We start from the raw sequence: 20,925 nt of genomic DNA, 5'->3' as shown, positions 1-20,925 counted from the left end.
CTCACACCTTGCCCGTCAGAAGGGGTTTCAAGGACTCCGTCCCGCTGGCGCGAAAGGCCTCCGGCCCGCTGACGCGAGCGGGCAGTTGGCGGGAACCGGTCGCGACCAGCAGCTCTTGGGCGCGGGTACCTGCCGGCAACGTGCGGGATGGGCGTAGGGCCACCAGAGCAGAGCCTTGAGCATCCACCTGAAAGTCACCACAGTGGAGGAACTCGCCATTATCCAGCTTGAGCCAGAGGGAGTAGCGCTCCCCCGCCACCGGTTGGGGCAGATCCCGTGCGGCCAAGATAACCTCCTGCCAGTCTCCTGGGCGAAACAGCACATTGGCCGTCCCCACCTCCCCCTGCAAATGCACCAGACGGGATCCCGGCTGTTGCAGGAGATGAGACAATGCTCGCACCGATTCTAGCTGGGCCAGTTGCAGAGCTTGCCGCAGTCGCCAGTTGTCCAAGCTGAGCAGAACCAAAATTGCCGCCACCAAGCCTCCCAACCAGCGCCACCCCACCCCAAAAGCAGGCAGTGGAGAGTGAAGGGGGACTGCCATCTCCTGCTCGCGTAAGCCGATAGCCCCCACCTCTGCCATCACCTTATCGCGCAAGCTGGCAGGCGGGAGTACTCCTGGCAATCCGTAGGGCAACAATTCCAAGGTTTCTTGCAAGGCTTGCAGTTCGGCCACCAGCAGAGGGTCTTGAGTTAGGCGTGCCTCTAGAGCACTCGCCTGCTCGGGAGACAAGTCCCCCAGCAGATAGCCGGCCAGTTCTTCCCGTTCCTCTGTTAAAGGGGGCGAGGTGGATAAGGACTCCGTCCCGCCGACGCGAAAGGACTCCGTCCCGCTGACGCGATCAGACATGGCCATCCTGACGACAGAACTCAACTCCAAACCTAGGACGCGGTCCCGCTAACGCGAGCAGAAACCCAGAAGGGCGCGCAGGGATCCCCGCAATTTGCAGAGAGCTTGGCGAGAGCGGGTCTTAACCGTCCCCAACGGGATCCCCAATTGGCGAGCAATGTCCGCCTGGCTCAACCCTTGGTAATAGAGCAACTCCAGGATCTGCCGTTGGTTTTCGGGCAATTGGCTGAGGGCCGCTTGCACCGCTTGCCGCCGCTCCTCGATGGAAACCTGCTCAAAAGGGAACCGAGTCTTGCTATCGGCGCTGAGAATGGTCTGCCAGCGTTTCAAAAGAAGTTGGTGGCTGCCCTGAGAACGCAGACGGTCAATGGCCCGCGAGCGGGTCAGGATGCACAAAAAACTGCTCAGGGATCCCCGCCGCTCGCGCGACTCGGACGGAGTCCTTGGATCACAGCCAACCTTGCGCCACAGCTCGACAAACACCTCCTGAGTCAGGTCTTCTGCCTCGGCCACGTGGCCCAGGATCTTGAAGGCCAGCCCATAGACCAAGCCGGCATAGCGATCGTAGAGCGCAGCCAGAGCAGCAGGTTGCCCCGCCTTGAGCGCTTCCATCAGCTCCCAATCGGCGCGGGATGACCAATCTCTCACCCGCTCACGCCAGCGGGACGGAGTCCCTGGTTGCTCACCCATGCTACACCCAGTTTCGCCCCACACAACTAGAGGATAAACCTGCCCGATCGCGCCAGCGGGACGGAGTCCTTAAGTCTACCCCCTCAGCCACGACGGGCCGCCCATTCCAGGCTGAGCAAGGCTGTGTTCACCAGCAAGGCCAGGGATCCCACCGCCAGGGATCCGGCCCAGATCTTGTCGTAGCGACCGGCCTGGGCAATGCCATCGAACAGCAGGGTTCCCAGTCCCCCTGCCCCAAACTTGGCGCCCACGGTGGCAATGGCAATGGCCACAATTGCCGCCAGCCGCAGCCCTGCCAAAACAATGGGCAGCATGAGCGGCACCTGCACCTGCCACCACCGTTGCCAGAGGTTCATCCCCATGCCCTTGGCCGCTTCCAGGATGGCAGGCTCGACCGAGCGCAGGCCCACGCAAAAATGGCGCACCAAGATCACCTGCGTGTAGATCACCATCGCCACCACCACCGAGCGGGCATTGAGGCCAAGCCAGGGCACCAACAAAATGATCAAAGCCAGGCTGGGCACTGTGTACAGGATGCTGAGGATCCCCATGACCGGCAGGGCCAACCAGCGCACGTGGTGAACCAGCAGAGCCAGCGGCACCGCCAGCACCACCGCCATGCCCAAGGTCATCCCCACCATCGCCAGATGCTCTTGGGTGAGCTGCCACATCAGGCCGGGGTGGTTGAGGAGATAGCTCACGCGGATCCCCCCTCCAGCATGGCCAAGCTGCGAATGTGATCCAAGGTCAAAACGCCGATGGCCCGCCCGTCCTCCCACACCGTCAGGGCTGCCGCCCCTGTGCGCAACAGCAGGGACAAGGCTTGCCGCAAAGTGGCCTGGGGCCTCACCATCGCTCCCTCTTGGATTTTGTGGTTGTGCGGGATCCCGGCCATCGCCGTTTCCACCCGCAGCACACTCAACTGCCGTACCATGTCATCTGCCCCCAGCAGTTCCCTGACAAAGGGAGTAGCCGGCTGGGTGAGCAGCCGAAAGGGAGTGTCGAACTGCACCACCCGCCCCTTCTGCATCACCAAAATGCGATCCGCCAGGCGCAGCGCCTCTTCCACATCGTGGGAGACGAACAGGATGGTTTTTTTCAATTGCCGTTGCAGGCGCAGGATCTCCTCTTGCAGCTTGCTGCGGGTAATGGCGTCGATGGCCCCAAAGGGCTCGTCCATCAGCAGCAGCCCTGGATCCCCGGCCAGCGCCCGCGCCAGCCCCACCCGCTGCTGTTGTCCACCCGACAGTTGGGCAGGGTAGCGGTGGCGGTACTCGTGGGGGGGCAAATTAACCAAGCTGAGCAGCTCGTCCACCCGCTCGCGGATGCGCTCCTTCGGCCACCCCAAAAGTCGCGGCACTACCGCCACATTCTGGGCCACCGTCATGTGGGGAAACAGCCCCGATTGCTGGATAACATAGCCGATCCGCTGCCGCAGAGCCGTGATGGGAAACTGGCGGATATCCCGCCCGTCCAAGCGAATCTGCCCCTGGGTGGGATCCAGCAAGCGATTCACCATTTTCAGAAGGGTGGTTTTGCCGCAGCCAGAAGGCCCCAAAATGACCACCAACTGGCCCGATTCTATGGAAAAACTGCACTCCTCCACAGCCGGCTGGGAACTGTGGGGAAAGCGCAGCGATACCCGCTCGAACTCGACGGTGCTCACCTCAGGGTCTCATGCAACAGGCAAGGTTATTTCTTGAGAATGCCGGCTTCCACCAAGAAAGTTCTGGCCACCTCCGCCGGCTCCTTGCGGTTGCCGCTCACCTCGTAGTTCAACCGCTGCATCACCTCGTCCGTCAGCAGGGGGGAAAGGGCATTTAAGGCAGCGGCAATGCCGGGGTTGGCCTCTAGGGTGTCCTTGCGCACCACCGGCGCCACCTGGTAGGGGGGGAAAAGCTGCTTGTCATCCTCCAGCAGCACCAGGTCAAAGGCGGCAATTTCTCCATCGGTGCCGAAGGCCACTGCCACATCCGCTTCCCCATTGACCAAGCCCTGGTAGCGGAGGCCGGGATCCACTGCTTTGTAGGCCTTGAGCCGGAAATTACCGTAGACGGCTTGGATCCCAGGTAGGCCATCCTCGCGGGCTTGAAACTCCGGCGGCCCGATCATCACCAGCTCGCCCGCTTTGGCCACCATGTCCGAGATGGTGGCAATGCCCAGCTCAGCCGCTCTGGCGCGGGTCATGGCCAGGGCCTGGGTGTTGTTCAGGGGGGCGGGATCCAGCCAAATCAGTTGGAACTGGCTCTCGTACTCGCGGGCCACCGTCGCGTACACCTCTGCCGGGTCGCCGCTGCTGGGCAACTTGAGCACTGTCAGCAGGCCAGTGCCGGTGTACTCGGGGTAGAGATCGATCTCGCCGCTCAACAAGCCCGCATGGGCTACCGGTGTTCCGCCCAGGTTGAGCTTGCGCTCCACCGTGAACCCTGCCGCCTCCAGGGCTAAGGCGTACATTTCCCCCAAAATAAACTGCTCGGTAAAGTCCTTGGAGCCGACGGTAATGGGCTTGGCGAGGCCCCCTTGGGGAGTGAGAACAAGAGCTGCCAGCCCCGACAGGGCCAGCAAAGCCAAGCGACGAGTGGTTTTCAGCATAGGCAAGGGGAGAAGGGATCCCAGGCTAATGACAAGAGGCCCTGCCGAGAGCGTTCCGGCCTGGGCCAGGAAGTTTCGACTGTTAAGTCACCATTAAACCATTATTTTCCCTGAGCCGTAACTGCAAGAACCAACCGTAGAGCATGCCTCTAACCCCCAAAACCCTGAACTTTGCTGAATTTACTGAGCTTTAGGCGGTTTGGCAAAAGTCATTGAGAGGGATATAGTAGACCAAGTTTCCCCCTGATCCTTGAGTCCACCGCAACGGTTGCCGGGAAGTGAAGGGGGAAAGCGCTCGGGGGGTATTCCTCAGGGCTTTGCGGGATACCGCCTTCCTGCTCAGAGATAGGCAGGATGCGATCGCTTCTTTCCTGAACCATGTTCAGGAGAGTTCAGCGTGAATGTATCAGATCGCCAGTACGGTCACTGCAAGTTGGTTTGAAATAGCCCAAGTGTAAGGACTCCGTCCCGCTGGCGCGAAAGGACTCCGTCCCGCTGGCGCGATCAGCACCGCCCCAGCCCCTCTCCCAGGGGAAAAGGGGAGTTCGCAACCTAGGTTGAGAGGTTTACCCCCATTGACAACAACCCTGCTGTGTCGCTGGGGTCTGGTTGATACTTGAGGGGCGGTCAACCATGCCCAATCAGCCTCCGCTCGGAACCGGGAAAGAGCCTGTTACCGCGCGGATCTTCTGTCGCCGCCCGGCCCGCTCGATCTCCAGCTCCAAGGTGCTGCCCACCTCAGTGCGCTCCACCTCCTGTTGCACCTGATCGGCTGTGGTTACGGCACGACCATTGATGGAGAGAATGACATCCCCAGACCGCAGCCCTGCCCGTTCCGCTGGGGATCCCTGGATGACTTCGCCAATCAGTACACCCTGATCCACCGTTATCAAAATGCGGCTATTGGGATCCTGGTTGAGGCGCTCCTTCAGCTCTGGAGTCAGCGTGAGCATGCGGATGCCCAGGTAGGGGTGATCCACCTTGCCGCGAGTGATCAACTGATTGGCCACCCGCTGGGCCGTCTCAATGGGGATGGCGAAGCCCAACCCTTGCGCTCCCTGGATGATGGCGGTGTTCACCCCTATCACCTCCCCTTGAGCGTTGAGCAGCGGGCCACCGGAGTTGCCGGGGTTAATGGCCGCATCCGTTTGGATAAAAGATACCCGCTTGTCAGGCACCCGAATCTCCCCGCTGGAACGGCCCAAAGCGCTGATGATCCCAGCCGTAACGGTGTTATCCAAACCCAGGGGGTTGCCGATGGCAATGGCCCACTGGCCCGGCTCCAGGGTTTCCGAGCGCCCCAGCTTTACGGTCGGCAGGTTCTGGGCGTTGATCTTCACCACGGCGATGTCCGTAACCGGATCCGAACCGATTACCTGCCCATCAAAGCTGCGGGTATCCTTGAGCGTCACCGTTACCTTGTCGGATCCCTCGACCACATGGGCATTGGTGATGATCTGGCCGTCTGGGCTGATGATGAACCCAGAGCCGGTTCCCTGCTGTCGCCGCTGCCGAGGGATGGAAGGGATCGCTTGGCCGAAGAAATCTCGGAAAAAGGGATCGCTGAAAAACTCCTCCGGAAAAGGGGCAGGGGCGCGCACCGTCCGCTCAGCATCGATGCGAACCACCGCCGGCCCCACCTTTTGCGCCACATCGGCGATGAAATTCAGGTTCAGTTGGGCCGGGGTTGTCGTCGTTTGGGCAGATACCCCCTTGCCCCCCACCAGAGCCGCTCCCAGCCCAATGCCCAGCAGCACCAGCAGCACCGACGAGAGAAGAGACTTCCAAGTGGAAACGGCAGAAGGCTTGAACAAGGATTGGGCAGGTTGGGCAGAAGCTTCTGACCTGGGAGAGGGCTGGCCCGGCATGGATGTGCTGCGCTTCATAGCTACAAGAAAAGAGTTGGGATTGGTGAAAGACTTCGGCCCCACGCAGGGGAAGAAACCTAGAGCCTAATCTAACATGGACAGCAGGGATCCCAGAGTGGGCAACCCTAGCGTTTTTCCGTACTTCTATCTGGAGCGAAGAGCAGCGGAATCTGCTCACCTGAGGTAGCCCATTTCCATTCAGTTGGCTTTGATCAAGATAGGTAAAAGATAGGTAAGGCCCGAAAGGCTCCCGGTTTTGTCCGGTTTGCAGCTAGCGTAGGAATGATGAATGGGGGTAAGACCATGACCAACCCAGCCAGCCGCCTGTTGGCTCCTCTGCTTGGCGGATTGCTCTCAGCGCAGATGGCCGCCCCAGTTTTGGCCCAAATGGGGCCCTTGCCACCACCGCCTGCCGGTGAGGGATGGCGTCCTGTGAATCCTCGCCCCCTTCCCCCTGGCCATCAACCCCTGCAACCTGGCCAGCCCTTTCAACTGCAAACCACGTTGCTATTGCGCTCTGGGGATCTGATCCAGGCGGTGCATCGCTCTCCAGAAACCCTCTTGATTGCCCCTGGGGAAACCCGCGCCGTCAGCCTTAGCTTGGATACCCCTCTGCGGGACATCTACGGCAACACGGTCGTCCCGGCGGGGGCCGTTTTGGAAGGCCAATTTCAGCCGGTGAGCGGCGGCACCCAGTTTGTCTCGCGGGCCCTGATTTTCAACGGCCAATCCTACCCCCTCTATGCCCAGAGCCAGGTTATCCCGCTGCGTAAGGATCCCCGCCACACTTCCGGGGAAGCGATTGTGCAGGATGCCTTGATCGGGGCAGCCGCAGGAGCGATTTTGGGGGGCCTCTTCGGCGACCGGGTGATCTCGACGGAGAAAGTGCTGGGCGGAGCGGCGGCAGGGGCTGTCATCGGCAATGTGACGGCGCCGGAAGTGGCGGTGATCGACGCCAATGCCAACTTGACTCTGACGGTCACCCAAGATTTTCAGCCCTACTTGCCCTAGCGAGCTTCTGAAAACAGCTCTGGCCCTAGGGACTGGTGGTGAGCCGATCCAGAATCTCCTCGTGGGAGAGGCCCTTGCGCACCCATTCCTCGCAGTGGTGCAGCCGCTGGGCCGTACCGATGAGGAAGCGGTTGAGATCGGCCCCCAGGGATTCGCAGGTGGTCTGTACGCAGATGAGATCCCGCCCCGAAAGCAAGGAGAAGAGGCTGGCTAGCATTCCCGCCTCCAAATATCCGGCAGGCTCTCGCCGTGCAGAAGGTTCCTCCGGGTTGAAGCTGGCGCGAGCGGCAAGGGCAAACCCGGAATGGCGGATCCCGGCCTGAACCAAGCCGTGGTCGGCGGCGGAAAAATCCAGCTCCAGGCGTCCCCAGCCGTGGGTAGCCCAGAGATCGCTGAGGGCATCCAGGAAGATCCCCATCGACAATTCCTGCAGCGGCTGCTGGTAGTAGCCGGAAAGCTCGTCTTCAACACGGCGGAAAAACGCCTCTCCCCAATCGCGGCCACAGTTGTAGAGAATGACGCGGGTGGCTTGGCCAGTTTCATAGCGCAGGCCGGAGTAGAGAGCTTCCAGCAGGGGCATGGGAAAGGCCGCCAAGCGGTATCCTCCGCGGCTGTACAGCAGTCCGGTGTGGATGTCAGGGCGGATGTAGTAGGCAGGGCTAAAGCAGTGCCCAGGCAAGATCTGGTCTTGCAGAATCTCTTGCAGGGTAGTCATGGCTATCTCACAGGGGGATGGACGGATTTGAGGGCGGCTGGAACTTGGCCTTTTGGAGTGAAGGGATGAATGTCCGGTGGATTGGCAAAACTAGGGAATCCATTGAGGGCGAATGGACCTAGTTAACCAGCATGGATTTGGCCAAAAGCAGATAAGGACGGATCATCTCGCTCTCTTCTGCCCCAAAGATGTAGGTCAGGGAGTCGAGCATTAACTTGTAGGCAGGCTGGCATTGGTCGCGCATCTTGAACGATTTCAGGATCGTCTCCAGCCAGTAGAGCAATTTATCCCTCAGGTAGTCTTCGTCGTTGAGCAGCATAGCCATGCAGCAGTAGCGCCACACCATGCTCAGATCCCGGCGGCAGCGCTCCCAGGCCAGGTGACCATGCTGGCGGATTAAATTCGGCATCATCGGCTGAAACTTCTCCATCACCCGATCCAGCAGCTCTTGTTCTTTGGCCTGCAGAACCTGGTAAAGGCGTACCCGCCTCGGGATCCCTTCCACGTAGGCGTGTAGAGTTTTCAACTCGTCCGGGCGCAGATAGCGGCCTTCGCTTTGTTGCATCAGCTCGGCAACCCTTGAATTCATAGATAGAGCCTCCTTCAGTGGGCTTCACACAAACATTTCCGCCAAGGTGAGAGCCCTCTCCGGCGGAACTGTGGGCAGGTCAACCTCGGCCTCAGACCTAGAAGAAGAGGGGGAAGGGAACTGGACCTGAGAAGTGGCGCAGACAGCTTGTAGCTCTTGCCAGTAGGGGGCAAGCAAACCCTGCTGATCCGCCGGCAGGGATCCCTGAACCACTGCCCGTAGCTGAGCGAGCGCTTGCGGCAACCCTAGGTACTGTTCCATCGCACCAAGAGTTACCTGCTGCACAGGGGTGGGATCCCCCAGCAACAGACTCAGGCCCAGGGAGCGCAAGCAAAAGGCCAATTGACGAGCCAAGAGGCGCTGAGATGGTGTCAGAGGGGACTCTGTTCCACCGCTGTGCCCCTGCTGTTGCAAGACCCTTTGGATCCAGGTCAGCTCTTGCTGTTGTAAGACTTGGTAGAGCTCCAGCCGTTCTTCAAAAGAGAGCGAGTAACGAATCAGGTCTTGCAGATCGTCGGGTGTTAAGTAATCCCCTTCTCGATCGGCAATGCGCTCCGGCCAAGAGTGAAGGTCATCCATGGGTGAAGTCTCCTTAAAAACAGAGGGCAAAACAAAACCGAGATCCCTGAACAAACCAGAGCTAGAGCAAAGCTCCGCCAAACAAGGCGGCAAAATCCTCAAGGGTAAAGGGATCCTCCGCTGGCAATTCCGGCACCGGCTCCACCCATGGGCGGATGCCCGACCAATTGAAGCCGGCAAAAAACTGTCCCACCGATTGGGCAAAGAGCATGGGGGACTGCGGCGGCGGCTCTTGAGCAAAGGGAGCCTTGGCCGGGGGTCGGTTATCCCAGTTCAACCCCTGCAAAAAGACCGCCAGCGGCTGGGTTAAGTCCAGATCGGTGTCTAAGTTGAAGGTGACCATGGGCGTTTCTCCAAAGTGTCGAGGGATCCCAGAGAGCCTTCAAAAGCCACAAGCAAGCCTCACAACTGGTGCAAACGCTGCTCGATCTCGCGGGCGCTGGCCCCTTCGGTGATCCAAAAATTGGCGGCATCAATGCGTTCTTGCCCGCCCAACAGGAACTTGCAGTAGGTTTCCCCCATGGCGTAGCACTGGATCTCGATGCAGGCCAGCTCGCGGGAAGTCATAGCGGTGAAAAACCCGGCAAATAGCCCGGCATAGAGATGACAAACCGGCTTGCCCACATCCCCAAGGGTGCGAGCCACCATCGAGTCAAACAAGTTGATAAACAGGAAGCCTTTTTGTTTGGATTCGGTTTCCACCTCCCACTTGCCCCAGCCCTGAGCCGTAAAAGGCCACCACCAAGTCTCCAGCAAAAACAAAAGGTTGGACTGTTTTACGCCAATCCCATACTCCCGCTCGTACCACTCGGAGAAGTGCTTGGCATCGCGGATGCCCCAATCTCTGCCAATGGTGTACATCACCGCCGCCGAAGCATCCCCCACCTCCCGTTCCAAGCCTGTTTGCAGGCCCACAATAAAGTCTTCGCTCAACAGCAGATTTTGGGTGTTGTTCCAATCGATAATCGTGCCCTGATCTCGGTTGAAGCGAAAGAAATCGCGGTAACTGTAGTGAGCATGCTTGTCACGGCCCACAGGCAGGGTGACTGCAGGACGGGGATCCGGTCGAGATGGAGTGGTGACCATGGTGCTCTCCTGATAAAAAATGGATAATTTTAGATTGCAAAGCAACAGGATTTGGTGGGATTTGTAGGGATCAACTGGGCCAGATAATGCCAATGAGTCAACAAAATGAATGGCTAAGCATTCGATAAACTTGGTCAGCTATCTGAGGGATCCAACATTGTTCAACTCTTTTTTTGATTGTTTATAAAACAACACCTGCCGAGCCCAAGGGATCCCTGAATATCGACAATTCATCAAACTTCCCGAGTTTGGGCCAGCGTATTGCCAATGATGCGGAAGTCCTCATTTTCTAGCTGCTTAACAGTAGAGCGAGTGATGATCTTGCCCTGCTCCACCAAAACCTTCCCCGTCCGTGGGTGCAGCAGGTCTTGTTCGGCCCGCCGACCGATGAGCACTTCGATATCCCTCAGCGAGTTCACGTACATCCCCGGCGGCAGCTCCACCACCACGCCATCGGAAACCACCCTGGCCTGGCAGGCCAGACGAGAATTGCTGCGGGCGCTGGTAATGGTCTCCAGAGTCTTGGCCTCGCGGGGGGTGATGGGAGTGAGGCTTTCCATTCCCTCTTTGACGTAAACATGACAGGTGGCGCAGAGGCCGCGACCGTTACATTCCCGCGAAACCTGCAGCTCCTCCGACAAAATGGCCGACAGCAGATTGCTGTAGGTATCGACCTCCGAGACACGAGATAAAGGCTCTAGCCGGATTTGTTTAACCATAGACGGGATCCACATTAAGGGCAGACAAAAACCCCGGCAGGCAGGATCTACTGCATAAGCAACGCAAACAAATCACAAAAATTGATTGATCCCTTCCCCTGCAGCCCCCTTGCAGGTCTACAGCAACACCTGAGTCCCCAGTCAATCAAACCAGAGCACTTCACCAGAGCACTTCAAATGATGAGCCCTGCACCTGTGACCCTGGGAGAGGCTGCATTCTTTACTTAACTTATATTCTGGATCTGGAGCAGGTTATTCTGGATGGAAGTGTCATAATACTTAACTACGAATAAACACGGAATTTTTTTATCGGCTAGAAAGTTACGAAGTGAAATCACGTAAATTGGAGAAAATGACAATCCTTTCGTAAATATTTATCGCAGATCTCCCCCGGTCGTTCTGTCGGCAAGGTAAATCTTAAGTAGAACCTTCACGGTCTTTTATTGGCAATTTTGTTACAGAAGGATGTGCTGAAGTTTGCCGTAAAAGCGTATTGAGCCATTCGCTACTCTCTTGGCCATTTCTTTAAAGTAGCCCCTCGTTTTGTCTGTTTTTGTCAGTTCTGTCGATTGGGAGCTATTGCCATGGAACCACGCCAGCGGGATCCGCAAACGTTGCAAAACCTGTTGCGGGCTGCCTATCAGCAGCTTTTGGAACGCCAGCCCTACCAGCACGAGAAAGCGGGAGAACTGGAGAAAATCGAGCAGGACTTCTTGCGGGGGCGGATCGGGATTAAGCGCTTGGTTCGCCAGATTGGGGGATCCCGGCTCTACCGGCAACTCTTTTTCAGTGCCGGCTGCAACACCCGCTGTGTGGAGCAGGGTTTCAAGCACTTTTTGGGGCGGGCCCCGGCCAGCAAAGCTGAGGTGGCCGCCTACCACGACATTTTGGTGCACCAGGGCTTGCAGGCCATGGTCAATGCCTTTATCGACTCGGAGGAGTACCGCCACCAGTTCGGCAACGACCATCTGCCCCACCCCCGCCAACGGCTGAGCGGCCACCCACCTTTGGCCTACTTGCTGACAAACCAAATGCACCGGCGCCATGAGCTGGGGATGCAGGGATCCCCGCTTTTGCACAGTTTGGCGGCGATGGAAGTGGGGATCCCTTAGGCAGTGGGGCCGGGGAGGAAGTCGAGGGTATAGGCTTGGCGAACCTCCAGACCCGCTGCGCCGATCCCCAGGGCCACCATCTCCTGAAAGTAGGTTTGCCAGCGCTGGTGGGTCATGGCGCCGATCCCCAGCGTGGCGGCATCTCCACTGGTGAGAAGGCCGTAGTCTTTTAGGGCTTGGTGGGCGTAGGCCAGGAGGGCCTCGCTCATGTTGGGGTTGTCTTGGCGGATGAGGCGATTGCCGGGGCGGGGATCCTCTAGGTAGCTCTGCCAGCCCTGGATGGAGGCAGCTACAAATTTTCGCACCTGCTCCGGGTGCTGTTCGGCAAAGGGGCGGGTGGTCTCCAGGGTGGTGGCGTAGGGGGAATAGCCGTAGTCGGCCAGCAGAAAAACGACGGGATCAAAGCCCCCCTCCTGGCGCACGCGGAAGGGCTCGGAGGTCACATAGCCCTGCTGGGCAGAAGACTTGTCCAGCAAGAAGGGCGTGAGGCTGAGGTTGTAGGGGCGCTTCTGCTCGTCGGTAAAGCCAAATTTGGCCCGCAAAAAAGGCCAGTAGGTGAGGTTGGCCCCCGGTGACACCCAGATGGGCTTGCCCCGCAGGTCTTCCAGGCGCTCGATGCCCACCCCTGGATGGGCCAAGAGACACTGGGGATCCTTCTGGAAAAAGGCGGCCACGGTGAGAACAGGGATCCCAGCTTGCAGAGCCGCCAGAGCGTCGGGGCTGCCGCCGAGCACAAAATCTGCCGCTCCCCCGGCTAGCAGTTGCAGCACGTTAACCGCCGTTCCCCCCATGCGGATTTCCACCTGCAGACCGTAGTCGGCGTAGATGCCGGTGGCCAGGGCTTGGTAAAAGCCGCCGTGTTCGGCCTGGGCGTACCAGTTGGTGACCAGTCGCAAGGGCCGGGATCTGGCCGAAGAGGGGCGGGAGCCCGCTCCTACTGCTAGCAGAGCAGCTCCACTGGCCAAAAAACGCCGCCGCGGCCAAGGCTCTGGAGTTACACCGGACATAGGCAGGGATCCTCAGGCGGCCACGCTTTCAGTATCTCGCAAGTAGACCAGTTTTTCCTCAGGCTGGCCACCCCTTGGAAGAGGAGCTGTTGGGAGGCGTCTTCGATTTATATTTGCAAAGCAAGCGGGATCCCCTTCTTAACAAGGGGCAAGATCGACATTCCAAGGGGTAGGGCATGGGCAAGGTGTATCTAGTGGGGGCAGGGCTGGGCGGGCGGGCGGGCCTGACGCAGGGAGCACTGGAGATCCTACGGCAGGCTGAGGCTATCTGGATCGACGAGCTGGTGGATGAGCGCTTGTTGGCAGAGTTGCCGCCGCAGGCGCAGGTGTGGCGACGCTCTGGGCCAGGAAGCCTCCAGGAGGGCATCCACTGGCTCATCCAGCGCTGCCGAGAAGGCAAACAGGTGGTTCACCTTAAGTCGGGGGATCCGCTGATTTTTGGCCGCGCCCGCGAAGAGATCCAAGCCCTTAGGGAGGCGGGCTGTCCGTTTGAGATTTGGCCGGGGCTGTCTTCGGCGCTGGCTGGCCCCTTTTGGGCAGGGATCCCCCTGACCGATAAGCACTTAAGCCGCGTTTTTGCCGTGCTGACTGCCCACGATCTAGAGGCCTTGCCCTGGAGCGCCCTGGCCCAGTTGGATACTTTGGTGATTTTGATGGGATCCCGGCAGCGACAGCACATTGGCGCACGGCTGATGGAGTCTGGGATCCCGGCAGACCGACCGGTGGCCTTGATCTGGGGGGCGGGGCAAGCAGAGCAGCAGGTGTGGGTGGGCACCTTGGCGGAGCTGCAGCAGGAGGCGGGTCAGGCGAAGTTGCCGGGTCTGCTGGTGGTCGGGGAGGTGATCCGGTTGCGGCAGGACTTTTTGCCGGGGATCCCACCCTTGCCGCCACCGGCTCCTTTGGCAGGCAAGACGGTGCTGGTTACCCGTTCTGAGGGGCAATCGCCAGCTTTTTGTGAGTTGCTGCAGGCCCAGGGGGCGCGGGTGCTGGAGATGCCGACCCTGGTGATCCAGCCGCCCACGAGCTGGGATCCCTTGGATACAGCCATTGCCAACCTGGAACAATTCGACTGGCTGCTGCTGACCTCTGCCAATGGAGTGCAGGCTTTCTTTGAGCGGCTGCAGCGGCAGGGGCGAGATAGCCGAGCACTCCACTCCCTGCAAGTGGCGGTGGTGGGATCCAAAACCGCTTCCGTGCTGGCCCAGTACGGCATTCGCCCGGATCTGATGCCCTCCGAGTTTGTGGCCGAAGCCCTGCTACCCATTTGGCCGCAGCCAGTGCAGGGGCAGCGCATCCTCTTTCCCCGCGTTGAGTCAGGAGGGCGGGAGGAGCTGGTACAGGGGTTGCGGCAGCGAGGAGCAGAGGTGGTGGAGGTGGCCGCCTATCAGTCCGCCTGTCCAGCAGCAGCGGATCCCCAGGTCCTGGAAGCTCTTAAAGCCCACCAGGTGGACATCCTCACCTTTGCCAGCTCCAAGACAGTACAGCATTTTGCCCACTTGATCCAGCAGGCAGGGCTAGGCCCTGAGATCTGGGATCCACCCGCGCAGATTGCCGCCATTGGCCCCAAGACGGCCGCAACCTGCAAGGCTGCATTTGGTCGAGTGGACATCGCAGCCCAGGAGTATACTTTGGAAGGATTGGTGGAAGCCCTCATCCAAGCGACCAACCGTTCTACCTAGCCTTTTCAGGCCGTTCGCGGTAGCGGTGCAGAGTACCCAGGTGCTCCTCATAGTGAGCCCCCATCAGCCAAACGGAACTCTCCTGGCCCGGCATCCCAATAGATACACCCAGACACCATGTGGCAGACGGCCAAGCTCTACGAAGACATTCTTTACGAAAAAACGGATGGCATTGCCAAGATCACCATCAACCGTCCCCACAAGCGCAACGCCTTCCGCCCCAAGACCATTGCCGAGCTGATTGATGCGTTTGCCGATGTGCGAGAGGATCCCAGGATTGGAGTAGTGCTCTTAACAGGCGCCGGGCCCCATACCGATGGGAAGTATGCCTTCTGCGCCGGCGGGGATCAAAGCGTACGGGGCGAGGCCGGTTACCTGGATGAGGCCGGGATCCCTCGTCTCAATGTGCTGGATCTGCAGCGCATCATCCGCTCTTTGCCCAAGGTGGTGATTGCCCTAGTGGCAGGCTACGCCATTGGGGGTGGCCATGTTTTGCATCTCATCTGCGACCTGACCATTGCCGCCGATAATGCCATCTTTGGGCAAACCGGCCCTAGGGTGGGCAGCTTCGATGGGGGCTTTGGGGCCGCCTACCTGGCGCGAGTGGTGGGGCAAAAAAAAGCCCGCGAGATTTGGTTCCTCTGCCGCCAATACACCGCAGCCCAAGCCCTGGAGATGGGTCTGGTCAATGCCGTGGTGCCGGTGGAAGAGCTGGAAGCTGAAGGGATCCGCTGGGCGCAAGAAATTCTCCAGCACAGCCCCTTAGCCATCCGCTGCCTCAAAGCCGCCTTCAACGCCGACTGCGATGGGCAGGTGGGGCTGCAGGAGCTGGCCGGAGATGCGACGTTGCTGTTCTACATGACCGAAGAAGCTGCTGAGGGCAAACGCGCCTTTTTGGAAAAGCGCCCACCTAACTTTCGCCAGTTTCCCTGGCTGCCATAGTTTGTTTGTTTTCATTAATTCCACTTCCCCGAAGGGAAGCGACTGCCTATCTACTCTTTTTACTCCTGCTCTTAGCCTTCCCGTTTCTCCGGTTGGTGGTTACCCTAGATGCGGTTCAAGTTGCTGTTGCAAAGCTCGGATTTTCTCCTAACCTATCTCTTGTGCTGCCGACCCTAGTAATTATTGGGAGTACGATTAATATCCCCCTTTATGAGAGAGTTTCCAAAGTAGCTATGGTACCTGATTTGGATCGATTGTGGACGATGCGCTTCTTTTGGGGTATTCCCTTAAGGCGAATTGAACAGAAAACGATTGTGGCGTTGAATGTCGGGGGTGGTCTGATTCCAACCCTATTGGCCATTTATCAGTTTACCCGTGTTTCGCCAATTTTGATTGTGCTTGTCACGGCTGTGGTGACAATAGTTAGTTATTATTCTGCCCAGGTGGTGCCGGGGATTGGGATTCAAATGAATGCCTTGATTGCTCCCCTAACGGCGGCGATGACTTCTGTGCTATTAACGGCGGGGTCTGATGTTGTGGCAGCACCGATTGCCTTTGCTGGCGGTGTATTGGGAACACTAATTGGGGCTGACCTGTTACACCTGCCCCAAATTGAGCGGATGACTCCAGGCATTCTTAGTATTGGTGGGGCTGGGGTTTTTGATGGTATTGCGCTGTGCGGTTTATTCGCCGTTTTGCTGACTTAGAAATTACTCAGAAATTCCAACAATTCACTTAATTGGTACATTCGGTTGGCTCGTAATTTATTCTGAAAAACGTTCTGAACAACACGACTTATCCCTAAAATTGATCCCCCATTAAGGTGGTTTTTCTACCCACTCGTACAGTTCTAAATCCGTTGAGGCGCAGGAGTGACAGCCCCCACACTTCCGCTGGTGTACGGGGCGCACCCGCCCTTTGCGAATTAATACATCCAGGATCGGACGGAGGGCATCGGCATCCATTTGCCAGTGTTGACATAATTTGGTCAACGAAACTTGCCGGTGCGTTTGCAGATAACGTTGTAGGTCTTGCAAGAGCATCCCTTACCTCCCGGAGGGTACCCGCCGCAAACGGGGGCTACTGACGGCACGCAATCCCCACAAAACCCCCAACTGTACCAGCATGAGTCCCAATACCCACAACAGGGAACGTGCGGGGTGTTCATTAAAAGTCATGAACTGGTAATAAAAGGTGGCAACCCAATAGGCCAGCCCGGTTGTCCAACAAGCGATAAACACCGTCCAGCCTAGATTGGTTTCCCGATAGACTGCCGCCGTCGCTGATACACAGGGGAAATACAGCAGGACAAACAGCAAAAACGCAATCGCCGCCGTGGTACTGCCAAAGCGGGAAGCCATCTGCCCAAAGGTAGTCGTCTGCACCCCCAATTCCTCCGCCACTGCCTCCTCATCCCCACTCCTGCGGACTACCCCCATCCCCAGCGGGTCCAGCAACTGCTCCCCTAGGGCGGCAAAATTTTGGGGAATGCTGGCAACTGCTTCCTGGAGACCACCCCACAGGTCAAATGCCGCCGGTGGTTCCCCACTATCTGCTGCTTCCGCCTGCGCCAACTGCCCATAGAGGGAATTCATGGTTCCCACCATCACCTCCTTGGCAAACGTCCCGGTAAATATCCCCACCGTTGCCGGCCAATTCTCCGGTTGCACGCCCATCGGTGCAAATACCGGCGTAATCTGCCGCCCAACCGCACTGAGCAGGGAATCGGTACTGTCCTGTTTCCCAAAGGAACCATCCGTTCCCACCGAATTTAAAAAGCCCAAAATCACCACCATCACGATAATCATCCGCCCCGCTTTGGTAATAAACGCTTGCAACCGTCCCCAGGCGTGGATGGCTACCCCCTTGAGCGTGGGCAAATGGTAGGGCGGCAATTCCATAATGAAGGGAGCCGCTATCCCCTGTAGCAGGGTGCTTTTCATCACCAAACCCGTAAACACCGCCGCCCCAATGCCAATCAGGTAGAGCAGAAACACCACATTTTGGGCATTTTTCGGAAAAAACGCCGCCCCAAACAGGGCATACACGGACAGCCGCGCCCCGCAGGACATAAACGGGTTCATCAGAATCGTCATCAACCGATCCCGCCGATTTTCCAGGGTACGGGTCGCCATAATGGCGGGGATATTGCACCCAAACCCCACCAGCATCGGCACAAAGGACTTCCCCGGCAAGCCAATCCACCGCATCAGCCGGTCCATCACAAACGCCGCCCGCGCCAAATACCCGGAATCCTCCAACACCGATAAAAAGACAAACAATAAGCCAATTTGGGGAATGAAGGTCGCCGTCGTTTGAATGCCACCCCCCACCCCGTCCGCCAACAGCCCAATCAACCAGCCGGGTGCATGGAGTTGGGTCAACAGATGCGCCGTGCCCTTCACCGCAATCGTGCCCACCCCTATATCAAAAAAATCCACAAAGGCTCCCCCCACATTCATCGCCACGAAGAACATGAGGTACATCACCCCGAGGAAGATGGGAATCCCCAGCCACCGGTGCAACACCCAGCGGTCAATCCGATCCGAAAGCGTTTGGCTAACCTGCCCAGCGAAAGTGACCGTCGCCCCCATCACCTCCCGAATCCAGGTGTAACGGACATCGGCAACCAAGAGGTCAATGTCTTCCCCCAAGGTTTGAAAAATCTCCTGCCGATGGGTTTCTAACACCGGTGCAACGTTCGCCCCATCCACCGCTTGCAACCCGTACAGCACCGCCCAAGGGGAACCCAGACCTGCTGTATAGGAAAGTTCGGTAAAGGCTTGCTCGATCACCGGGGGATAAACAGGGCGCACCCCCGCCCCCTGCGGCTGGGTCAATGCCTGCCGGATGACTGCCTTAAGTTCTGCCACCCCCCGCCCCCGATGGGCACACAAAGGCACGACCGGACAGCCCAACCGCTGTTGCAAACCAGCCACGTCAATCCGTATCCCCCGCCCTTCCGCTTGATCCATCATGTTCAGGGCAATTACCAGCGGCACCCCCATTTCCAAAAGCTGGGTCGTCAGGTAAAGATTCCGCTCCAGATTGCTGGCATCCAGGATATTCACCACCAGGTTGGCTTCACCGCTGAGCAGGTAATCCCGTGCCACCTGTTCATCCAGCCCCGTGCCCCCCGCTGCCACATCCAGGGAATAAATCCCCGGCAAATCCACCACCGTCACCGTTTGCCCCTGATCCCGGTAGGTGCCCTCCTTGCGTTCCACCGTCACCCCGGGCCAATTCCCCACCCGTTGGCGCGCCCCCGTCAAAGCATTAAATAACGTCGTTTTCCCACAGTTGGGATTTCCCACCAGAGCAATCGTCTGCTTGCTCATTTCCCATCACTCCCTACAGGCACTACCTGTAATGCCGCTGCTTCCCCTTTGCGCAGACTCAGGGCAAACCCCCGCACCTCAATTTCCGTCGGGTCTCCCAAGGGCGCATGGCGTTTCACCTGCAGGATCGTCCCCGGCGTTAAGCCCATCCCCAGCAATTTCCGCTTGTAATCCCCCGCTCCCGGCGCATAGCCCACCACCCGCACCCGACTGCCAATAGTCGCCTCCCCCAAGGTCATCCTGGGCATTGCCGCCTCCCATCGCTCGACACCAATCCGTTCCGCCATACCCGCCCCCAACCCCCACCGCTGACCTTGACATTCCACCAGCACCGACCCGGAATCCAGATGGCTCAACACCGTCAGCACCGCCCCCTGGGTAATGCCCATGCCCACCAACCGGGGATTCGCCTCGCCGCAATCCACCCGCACCACCCGCACCCGTTCCCCTGCCCGCATTTGAGATAGGGGCATTATTTGCAAATTACCTTCACTAGCAATTCCCGGCTTAGCCCGGCTCACTGCCGCCTCGTTGACATAGGTAAAACCCAGTTTTTGACCGTTATTTCCCGGCTGACTCCCTGAATGTGGCACCAGAACCTCCTTGATTATTAGTGGCGTTTGTAATAACTTTAGACCTGAACATAATAAATATTATTCTCAATTAAAACTAATAAATATTATTCTCAATTAAAACACAAAGGCAACCCGACGGCGCCCCTGCCTTAAGCAAGTTTTAATGCTCAGGACGCCAAATTGTTATCAAATATTACGGATGGGATGGATTATAACTGGGAGGATTCTTGGGAGCGATTGTTTTGCAATGTACTGCCAATACCCTGCAAAATCCCCCGCCCAATCAAGCCCAAGCCCCGCCCAATGATCCGGGTGAGCAGGTAGGCACTGGTACGGCCAATGTAATTTGCCACCGCCCGCAGTATGGGTGCCACCGCATCTTGAAACTCCAACCAGAGGGTGACCAGCCAGGGAATGCCCCGGAGTTGGGCCAGTTCCGCCGTGCGCCCCGCATACACCGGGTACAGGACAATCGCCTGGTCTTGGATACGCAAAAGTTGATAACAACTCTCAAAAATCGCCCGGGGTTCGTCCCAGTAGCGTTGCCAGCGGTAGCGTTGGGAAAGTTGGTTGCGGAGCCGTTCGGTTTCCCGGGTAGAGAGCAGGTTGCGGCGATAAAACCGTTGCTTCACCGATTCATGGTGGGGAAAGCAGTTGAGCAGGGGTTGCACCACCCCGTTGGCGACCTGGATCACCAGATTTTCCAGGAGGATGGCGGCGTGGTCGCTGGCGATTTGGCTGTTGGCCGCATACAAGACCCCATCAATGCCCAGGGGCGTTTGAAAGAGATGAAAGCTAAAAAGGTCCTTGACCAGGGGAATTTTGTCTAAAATCAGGGCGCGCACCGTGTCCCGTTGTGCTAGGAGGATGTCAATCACATCCTGCCCGTCAATGGTGTAATAACGTCCGACAAAATCCGTCAGGGCTTCCTGCCACAGCCGTTCCACCAACTCGGGGCAACGGGGGGTCAGTGCCTCGGGGGTGATGCGGGCTTCGAGCAATTCCGCCAGCAGGGCTTCCCACCGATTGAGAATGGTATTCCACAGTTCCCGTTGTTTTTCAAACCGGAGCAGGTCGGTTTCCAATAATAGATTGCTGGTGTTGGTCAGGGGTTGGTTGAATTTTTGCCGCACCTGGCTCAATCGTTCCCCACTGGGGAGGGCAGGGGGGGGAGTCGCCACGGCGGGGGGGCCAACACGGCTCCCGGTCGCCACAGCCAGGTGATCAACCGGCGGGCGGCGTGCAATTCCCGGATGCGCCCCCGGGTGATCTGGGTTGCCAGCCAGGGACGGGGACGTTGGGCCCATTGCTGGCATTGCGCCAGGGCCGTCTCAATTTGCGCCAAACCCTGGGTATACAACTCGGAACGCCAGCGGGGGGTGAGGATGGCCGGTTGCAACCAGGGGGAATAGCCCCCCAAGATGGCCTGCATCCATTGCCAGAGGGTCGCCGCCGGGGTGTACCGTTCCACATACGCCGCTAGGTTGTGTTGATCTTTCATTTGAGCCAAAAGAGAGCACTGACGAGATAGAGAAAACTCAAGAAGTTCCTGGCCAATTTGTCAAAACGAGAA

At 58.4% G+C, this 20,925-nt stretch carries 23 protein-coding genes; 5 read left to right on the top strand and 18 right to left on the bottom strand.

Annotated elements, in window-relative coordinates; all coding sequences use genetic code 11:
- Position 1: 1 nt before the first annotated feature.
- From ACVWXE_RS10040 to ACVWXE_RS10015, 6 genes are all read right to left on the bottom strand, one after another.
- Positions 2-850 carry an anti-sigma factor domain-containing protein gene (locus ACVWXE_RS10040; RefSeq protein WP_457443809.1) on the bottom strand — a complete coding sequence of 283 codons (849 nt, stop codon included), beginning with the start codon at positions 848-850 and terminating at the stop codon, positions 2-4.
- A 48-nt stretch (positions 851-898) separates the two neighbouring features.
- On the bottom strand, positions 899-1,540 hold the full coding sequence (locus ACVWXE_RS10035; RefSeq protein WP_457388306.1) for a sigma-70 family RNA polymerase sigma factor: 642 nt from the start codon (positions 1,538-1,540) through the stop codon (positions 899-901).
- Between the two features lie 83 nt (positions 1,541-1,623).
- Positions 1,624-2,241 (bottom strand): ABC transporter permease, encoded by a 618-nt coding sequence (locus tag ACVWXE_RS10030; protein WP_414344038.1) that lies wholly within the window; start codon positions 2,239-2,241, stop codon positions 1,624-1,626.
- A complete protein-coding gene (locus tag ACVWXE_RS10025; protein WP_414344040.1) occupies positions 2,238-3,206 on the bottom strand; it encodes an ABC transporter ATP-binding protein in 969 nt (322 codons plus the stop codon). The genes ACVWXE_RS10030 and ACVWXE_RS10025 overlap by 4 nt, the downstream gene beginning before the upstream one ends.
- A gap of 26 nt (positions 3,207-3,232) precedes the next feature.
- The gene (locus ACVWXE_RS10020) at positions 3,233-4,132 is read right to left on the bottom strand and encodes a glycine betaine ABC transporter substrate-binding protein (RefSeq protein WP_414351318.1); all 900 of its coding nucleotides are present in this window, start codon (positions 4,130-4,132) and stop codon (positions 3,233-3,235) included.
- A gap of 641 nt (positions 4,133-4,773) precedes the next feature.
- Complete coding sequence (locus tag ACVWXE_RS10015; RefSeq protein ID WP_457490228.1) at positions 4,774-6,018, bottom strand: HhoA/HhoB/HtrA family serine endopeptidase; 1,245 nt, start codon at positions 6,016-6,018, stop codon at positions 4,774-4,776.
- Positions 6,019-6,303: 285 nt separating this feature from the next.
- Between ACVWXE_RS10015 and ACVWXE_RS10010 the strand changes: the two genes are divergently transcribed.
- Positions 6,304-7,011 carry a hypothetical protein gene (locus ACVWXE_RS10010; protein ID WP_457490227.1) on the top strand — a complete coding sequence of 236 codons (708 nt, stop codon included), beginning with the start codon at positions 6,304-6,306 and terminating at the stop codon, positions 7,009-7,011.
- Between the two features lie 25 nt (positions 7,012-7,036).
- On the opposite strand, the gene ACVWXE_RS10005 is transcribed toward ACVWXE_RS10010, so the two are convergent.
- The 6 genes from ACVWXE_RS10005 to ACVWXE_RS09980 all read right to left on the bottom strand — a co-directional run bounded on the left by ACVWXE_RS10005 (position 7,037) and on the right by ACVWXE_RS09980 (position 10,699).
- On the bottom strand, positions 7,037-7,726 hold the full coding sequence (locus tag ACVWXE_RS10005) for a V4R domain-containing protein (protein ID WP_457490226.1): 690 nt from the start codon (positions 7,724-7,726) through the stop codon (positions 7,037-7,039).
- A gap of 118 nt (positions 7,727-7,844) precedes the next feature.
- Entirely contained in the window at positions 7,845-8,315 is a 471-nt protein-coding gene (locus ACVWXE_RS10000) for a globin family protein (protein ID WP_414331876.1), read from the bottom strand.
- Positions 8,316-8,339: 24 nt separating this feature from the next.
- Positions 8,340-8,894: a hypothetical protein gene (locus tag ACVWXE_RS09995; RefSeq protein ID WP_457490225.1), complete on the bottom strand. Its 555-nt coding sequence runs from the start codon at positions 8,892-8,894 to the stop codon at positions 8,340-8,342.
- A gap of 61 nt (positions 8,895-8,955) precedes the next feature.
- Positions 8,956-9,237 carry a hypothetical protein gene (locus ACVWXE_RS09990; protein ID WP_457405325.1) on the bottom strand — a complete coding sequence of 94 codons (282 nt, stop codon included), beginning with the start codon at positions 9,235-9,237 and terminating at the stop codon, positions 8,956-8,958.
- Positions 9,238-9,296: 59 nt separating this feature from the next.
- The gene (locus ACVWXE_RS09985; protein ID WP_414389955.1) at positions 9,297-9,980 is read right to left on the bottom strand and encodes a V4R domain-containing protein; all 684 of its coding nucleotides are present in this window, start codon (positions 9,978-9,980) and stop codon (positions 9,297-9,299) included.
- A 233-nt stretch (positions 9,981-10,213) separates the two neighbouring features.
- A complete protein-coding gene (locus ACVWXE_RS09980; RefSeq protein WP_414331883.1) occupies positions 10,214-10,699 on the bottom strand; it encodes a 2Fe-2S iron-sulfur cluster-binding protein in 486 nt (161 codons plus the stop codon).
- A 584-nt stretch (positions 10,700-11,283) separates the two neighbouring features.
- Between ACVWXE_RS09980 and ACVWXE_RS09975 the strand changes: the two genes are divergently transcribed.
- A complete protein-coding gene (locus ACVWXE_RS09975) occupies positions 11,284-11,811 on the top strand; it encodes a phycobilisome rod-core linker polypeptide (protein ID WP_457490224.1) in 528 nt (175 codons plus the stop codon).
- Here ACVWXE_RS09975 and ACVWXE_RS09970 read toward each other — a convergent pair.
- A complete protein-coding gene (locus tag ACVWXE_RS09970) occupies positions 11,808-12,818 on the bottom strand; it encodes an ABC transporter substrate-binding protein (protein WP_414344061.1) in 1,011 nt (336 codons plus the stop codon). The two genes, ACVWXE_RS09975 and ACVWXE_RS09970, sit on opposite strands and share 4 nt — an antisense overlap.
- 176 nt (positions 12,819-12,994) lie before the next feature.
- Here ACVWXE_RS09970 and cobA point away from each other — a divergent pair, with 176 nt between their 5' ends.
- The 3 genes from cobA (at position 12,995) to ACVWXE_RS09955 (ending at position 16,146) form a co-directional block, all read left to right on the top strand.
- A complete protein-coding gene (cobA, locus tag ACVWXE_RS09965) occupies positions 12,995-14,497 on the top strand; it encodes a uroporphyrinogen-III C-methyltransferase (protein WP_457490223.1) in 1,503 nt (500 codons plus the stop codon).
- 117 nt (positions 14,498-14,614) lie between these two features.
- Complete coding sequence (gene menB / locus ACVWXE_RS09960) at positions 14,615-15,439, top strand: 1,4-dihydroxy-2-naphthoyl-CoA synthase (RefSeq protein WP_011432215.1); 825 nt, start codon at positions 14,615-14,617, stop codon at positions 15,437-15,439.
- Positions 15,440-15,444: 5 nt separating this feature from the next.
- Positions 15,445-16,146 carry a DUF1614 domain-containing protein gene (locus ACVWXE_RS09955; protein ID WP_457490222.1) on the top strand — a complete coding sequence of 234 codons (702 nt, stop codon included), beginning with the start codon at positions 15,445-15,447 and terminating at the stop codon, positions 16,144-16,146.
- Positions 16,147-16,257: 111 nt separating this feature from the next.
- Here ACVWXE_RS09955 and ACVWXE_RS09950 read toward each other — a convergent pair whose 3' ends face one another.
- The 5 genes from ACVWXE_RS09950 to ACVWXE_RS09930 form a co-directional block, all read right to left on the bottom strand.
- Positions 16,258-16,482: a FeoC-like transcriptional regulator gene (locus ACVWXE_RS09950; RefSeq protein WP_457402926.1), complete on the bottom strand. Its 225-nt coding sequence runs from the start codon at positions 16,480-16,482 to the stop codon at positions 16,258-16,260.
- Positions 16,483-16,485: 3 nt separating this feature from the next.
- Positions 16,486-18,777 (bottom strand): Fe(2+) transporter permease subunit FeoB, encoded by a 2,292-nt coding sequence (feoB, locus tag ACVWXE_RS09945; protein WP_457490221.1) that lies wholly within the window; start codon positions 18,775-18,777, stop codon positions 16,486-16,488.
- Positions 18,774-19,250 (bottom strand): ferrous iron transport protein A, encoded by a 477-nt coding sequence (locus ACVWXE_RS09940; protein ID WP_457490220.1) that lies wholly within the window; start codon positions 19,248-19,250, stop codon positions 18,774-18,776. The genes feoB and ACVWXE_RS09940 overlap by 4 nt, the downstream gene beginning before the upstream one ends.
- 311 nt (positions 19,251-19,561) lie before the next feature.
- Positions 19,562-20,533, bottom strand: coding sequence for a DUF3685 domain-containing protein (locus ACVWXE_RS09935; protein WP_414421451.1), 972 nt, complete (start codon positions 20,531-20,533; stop codon positions 19,562-19,564).
- Complete coding sequence (locus tag ACVWXE_RS09930) at positions 20,491-20,853, bottom strand: hypothetical protein (RefSeq protein WP_457490219.1); 363 nt, start codon at positions 20,851-20,853, stop codon at positions 20,491-20,493. Before ACVWXE_RS09930 ends, ACVWXE_RS09935 begins: the two co-directional genes overlap by 43 nt.
- Positions 20,854-20,925: the final 72 nt, after the last annotated feature.

Source organism: Thermostichus sp. MS-CIW-41, from assembly GCF_054058915.1.
Note: the sequence above shows the minus strand (reverse complement) of the source record. Positions and strands in the feature narration are given on the sequence as shown.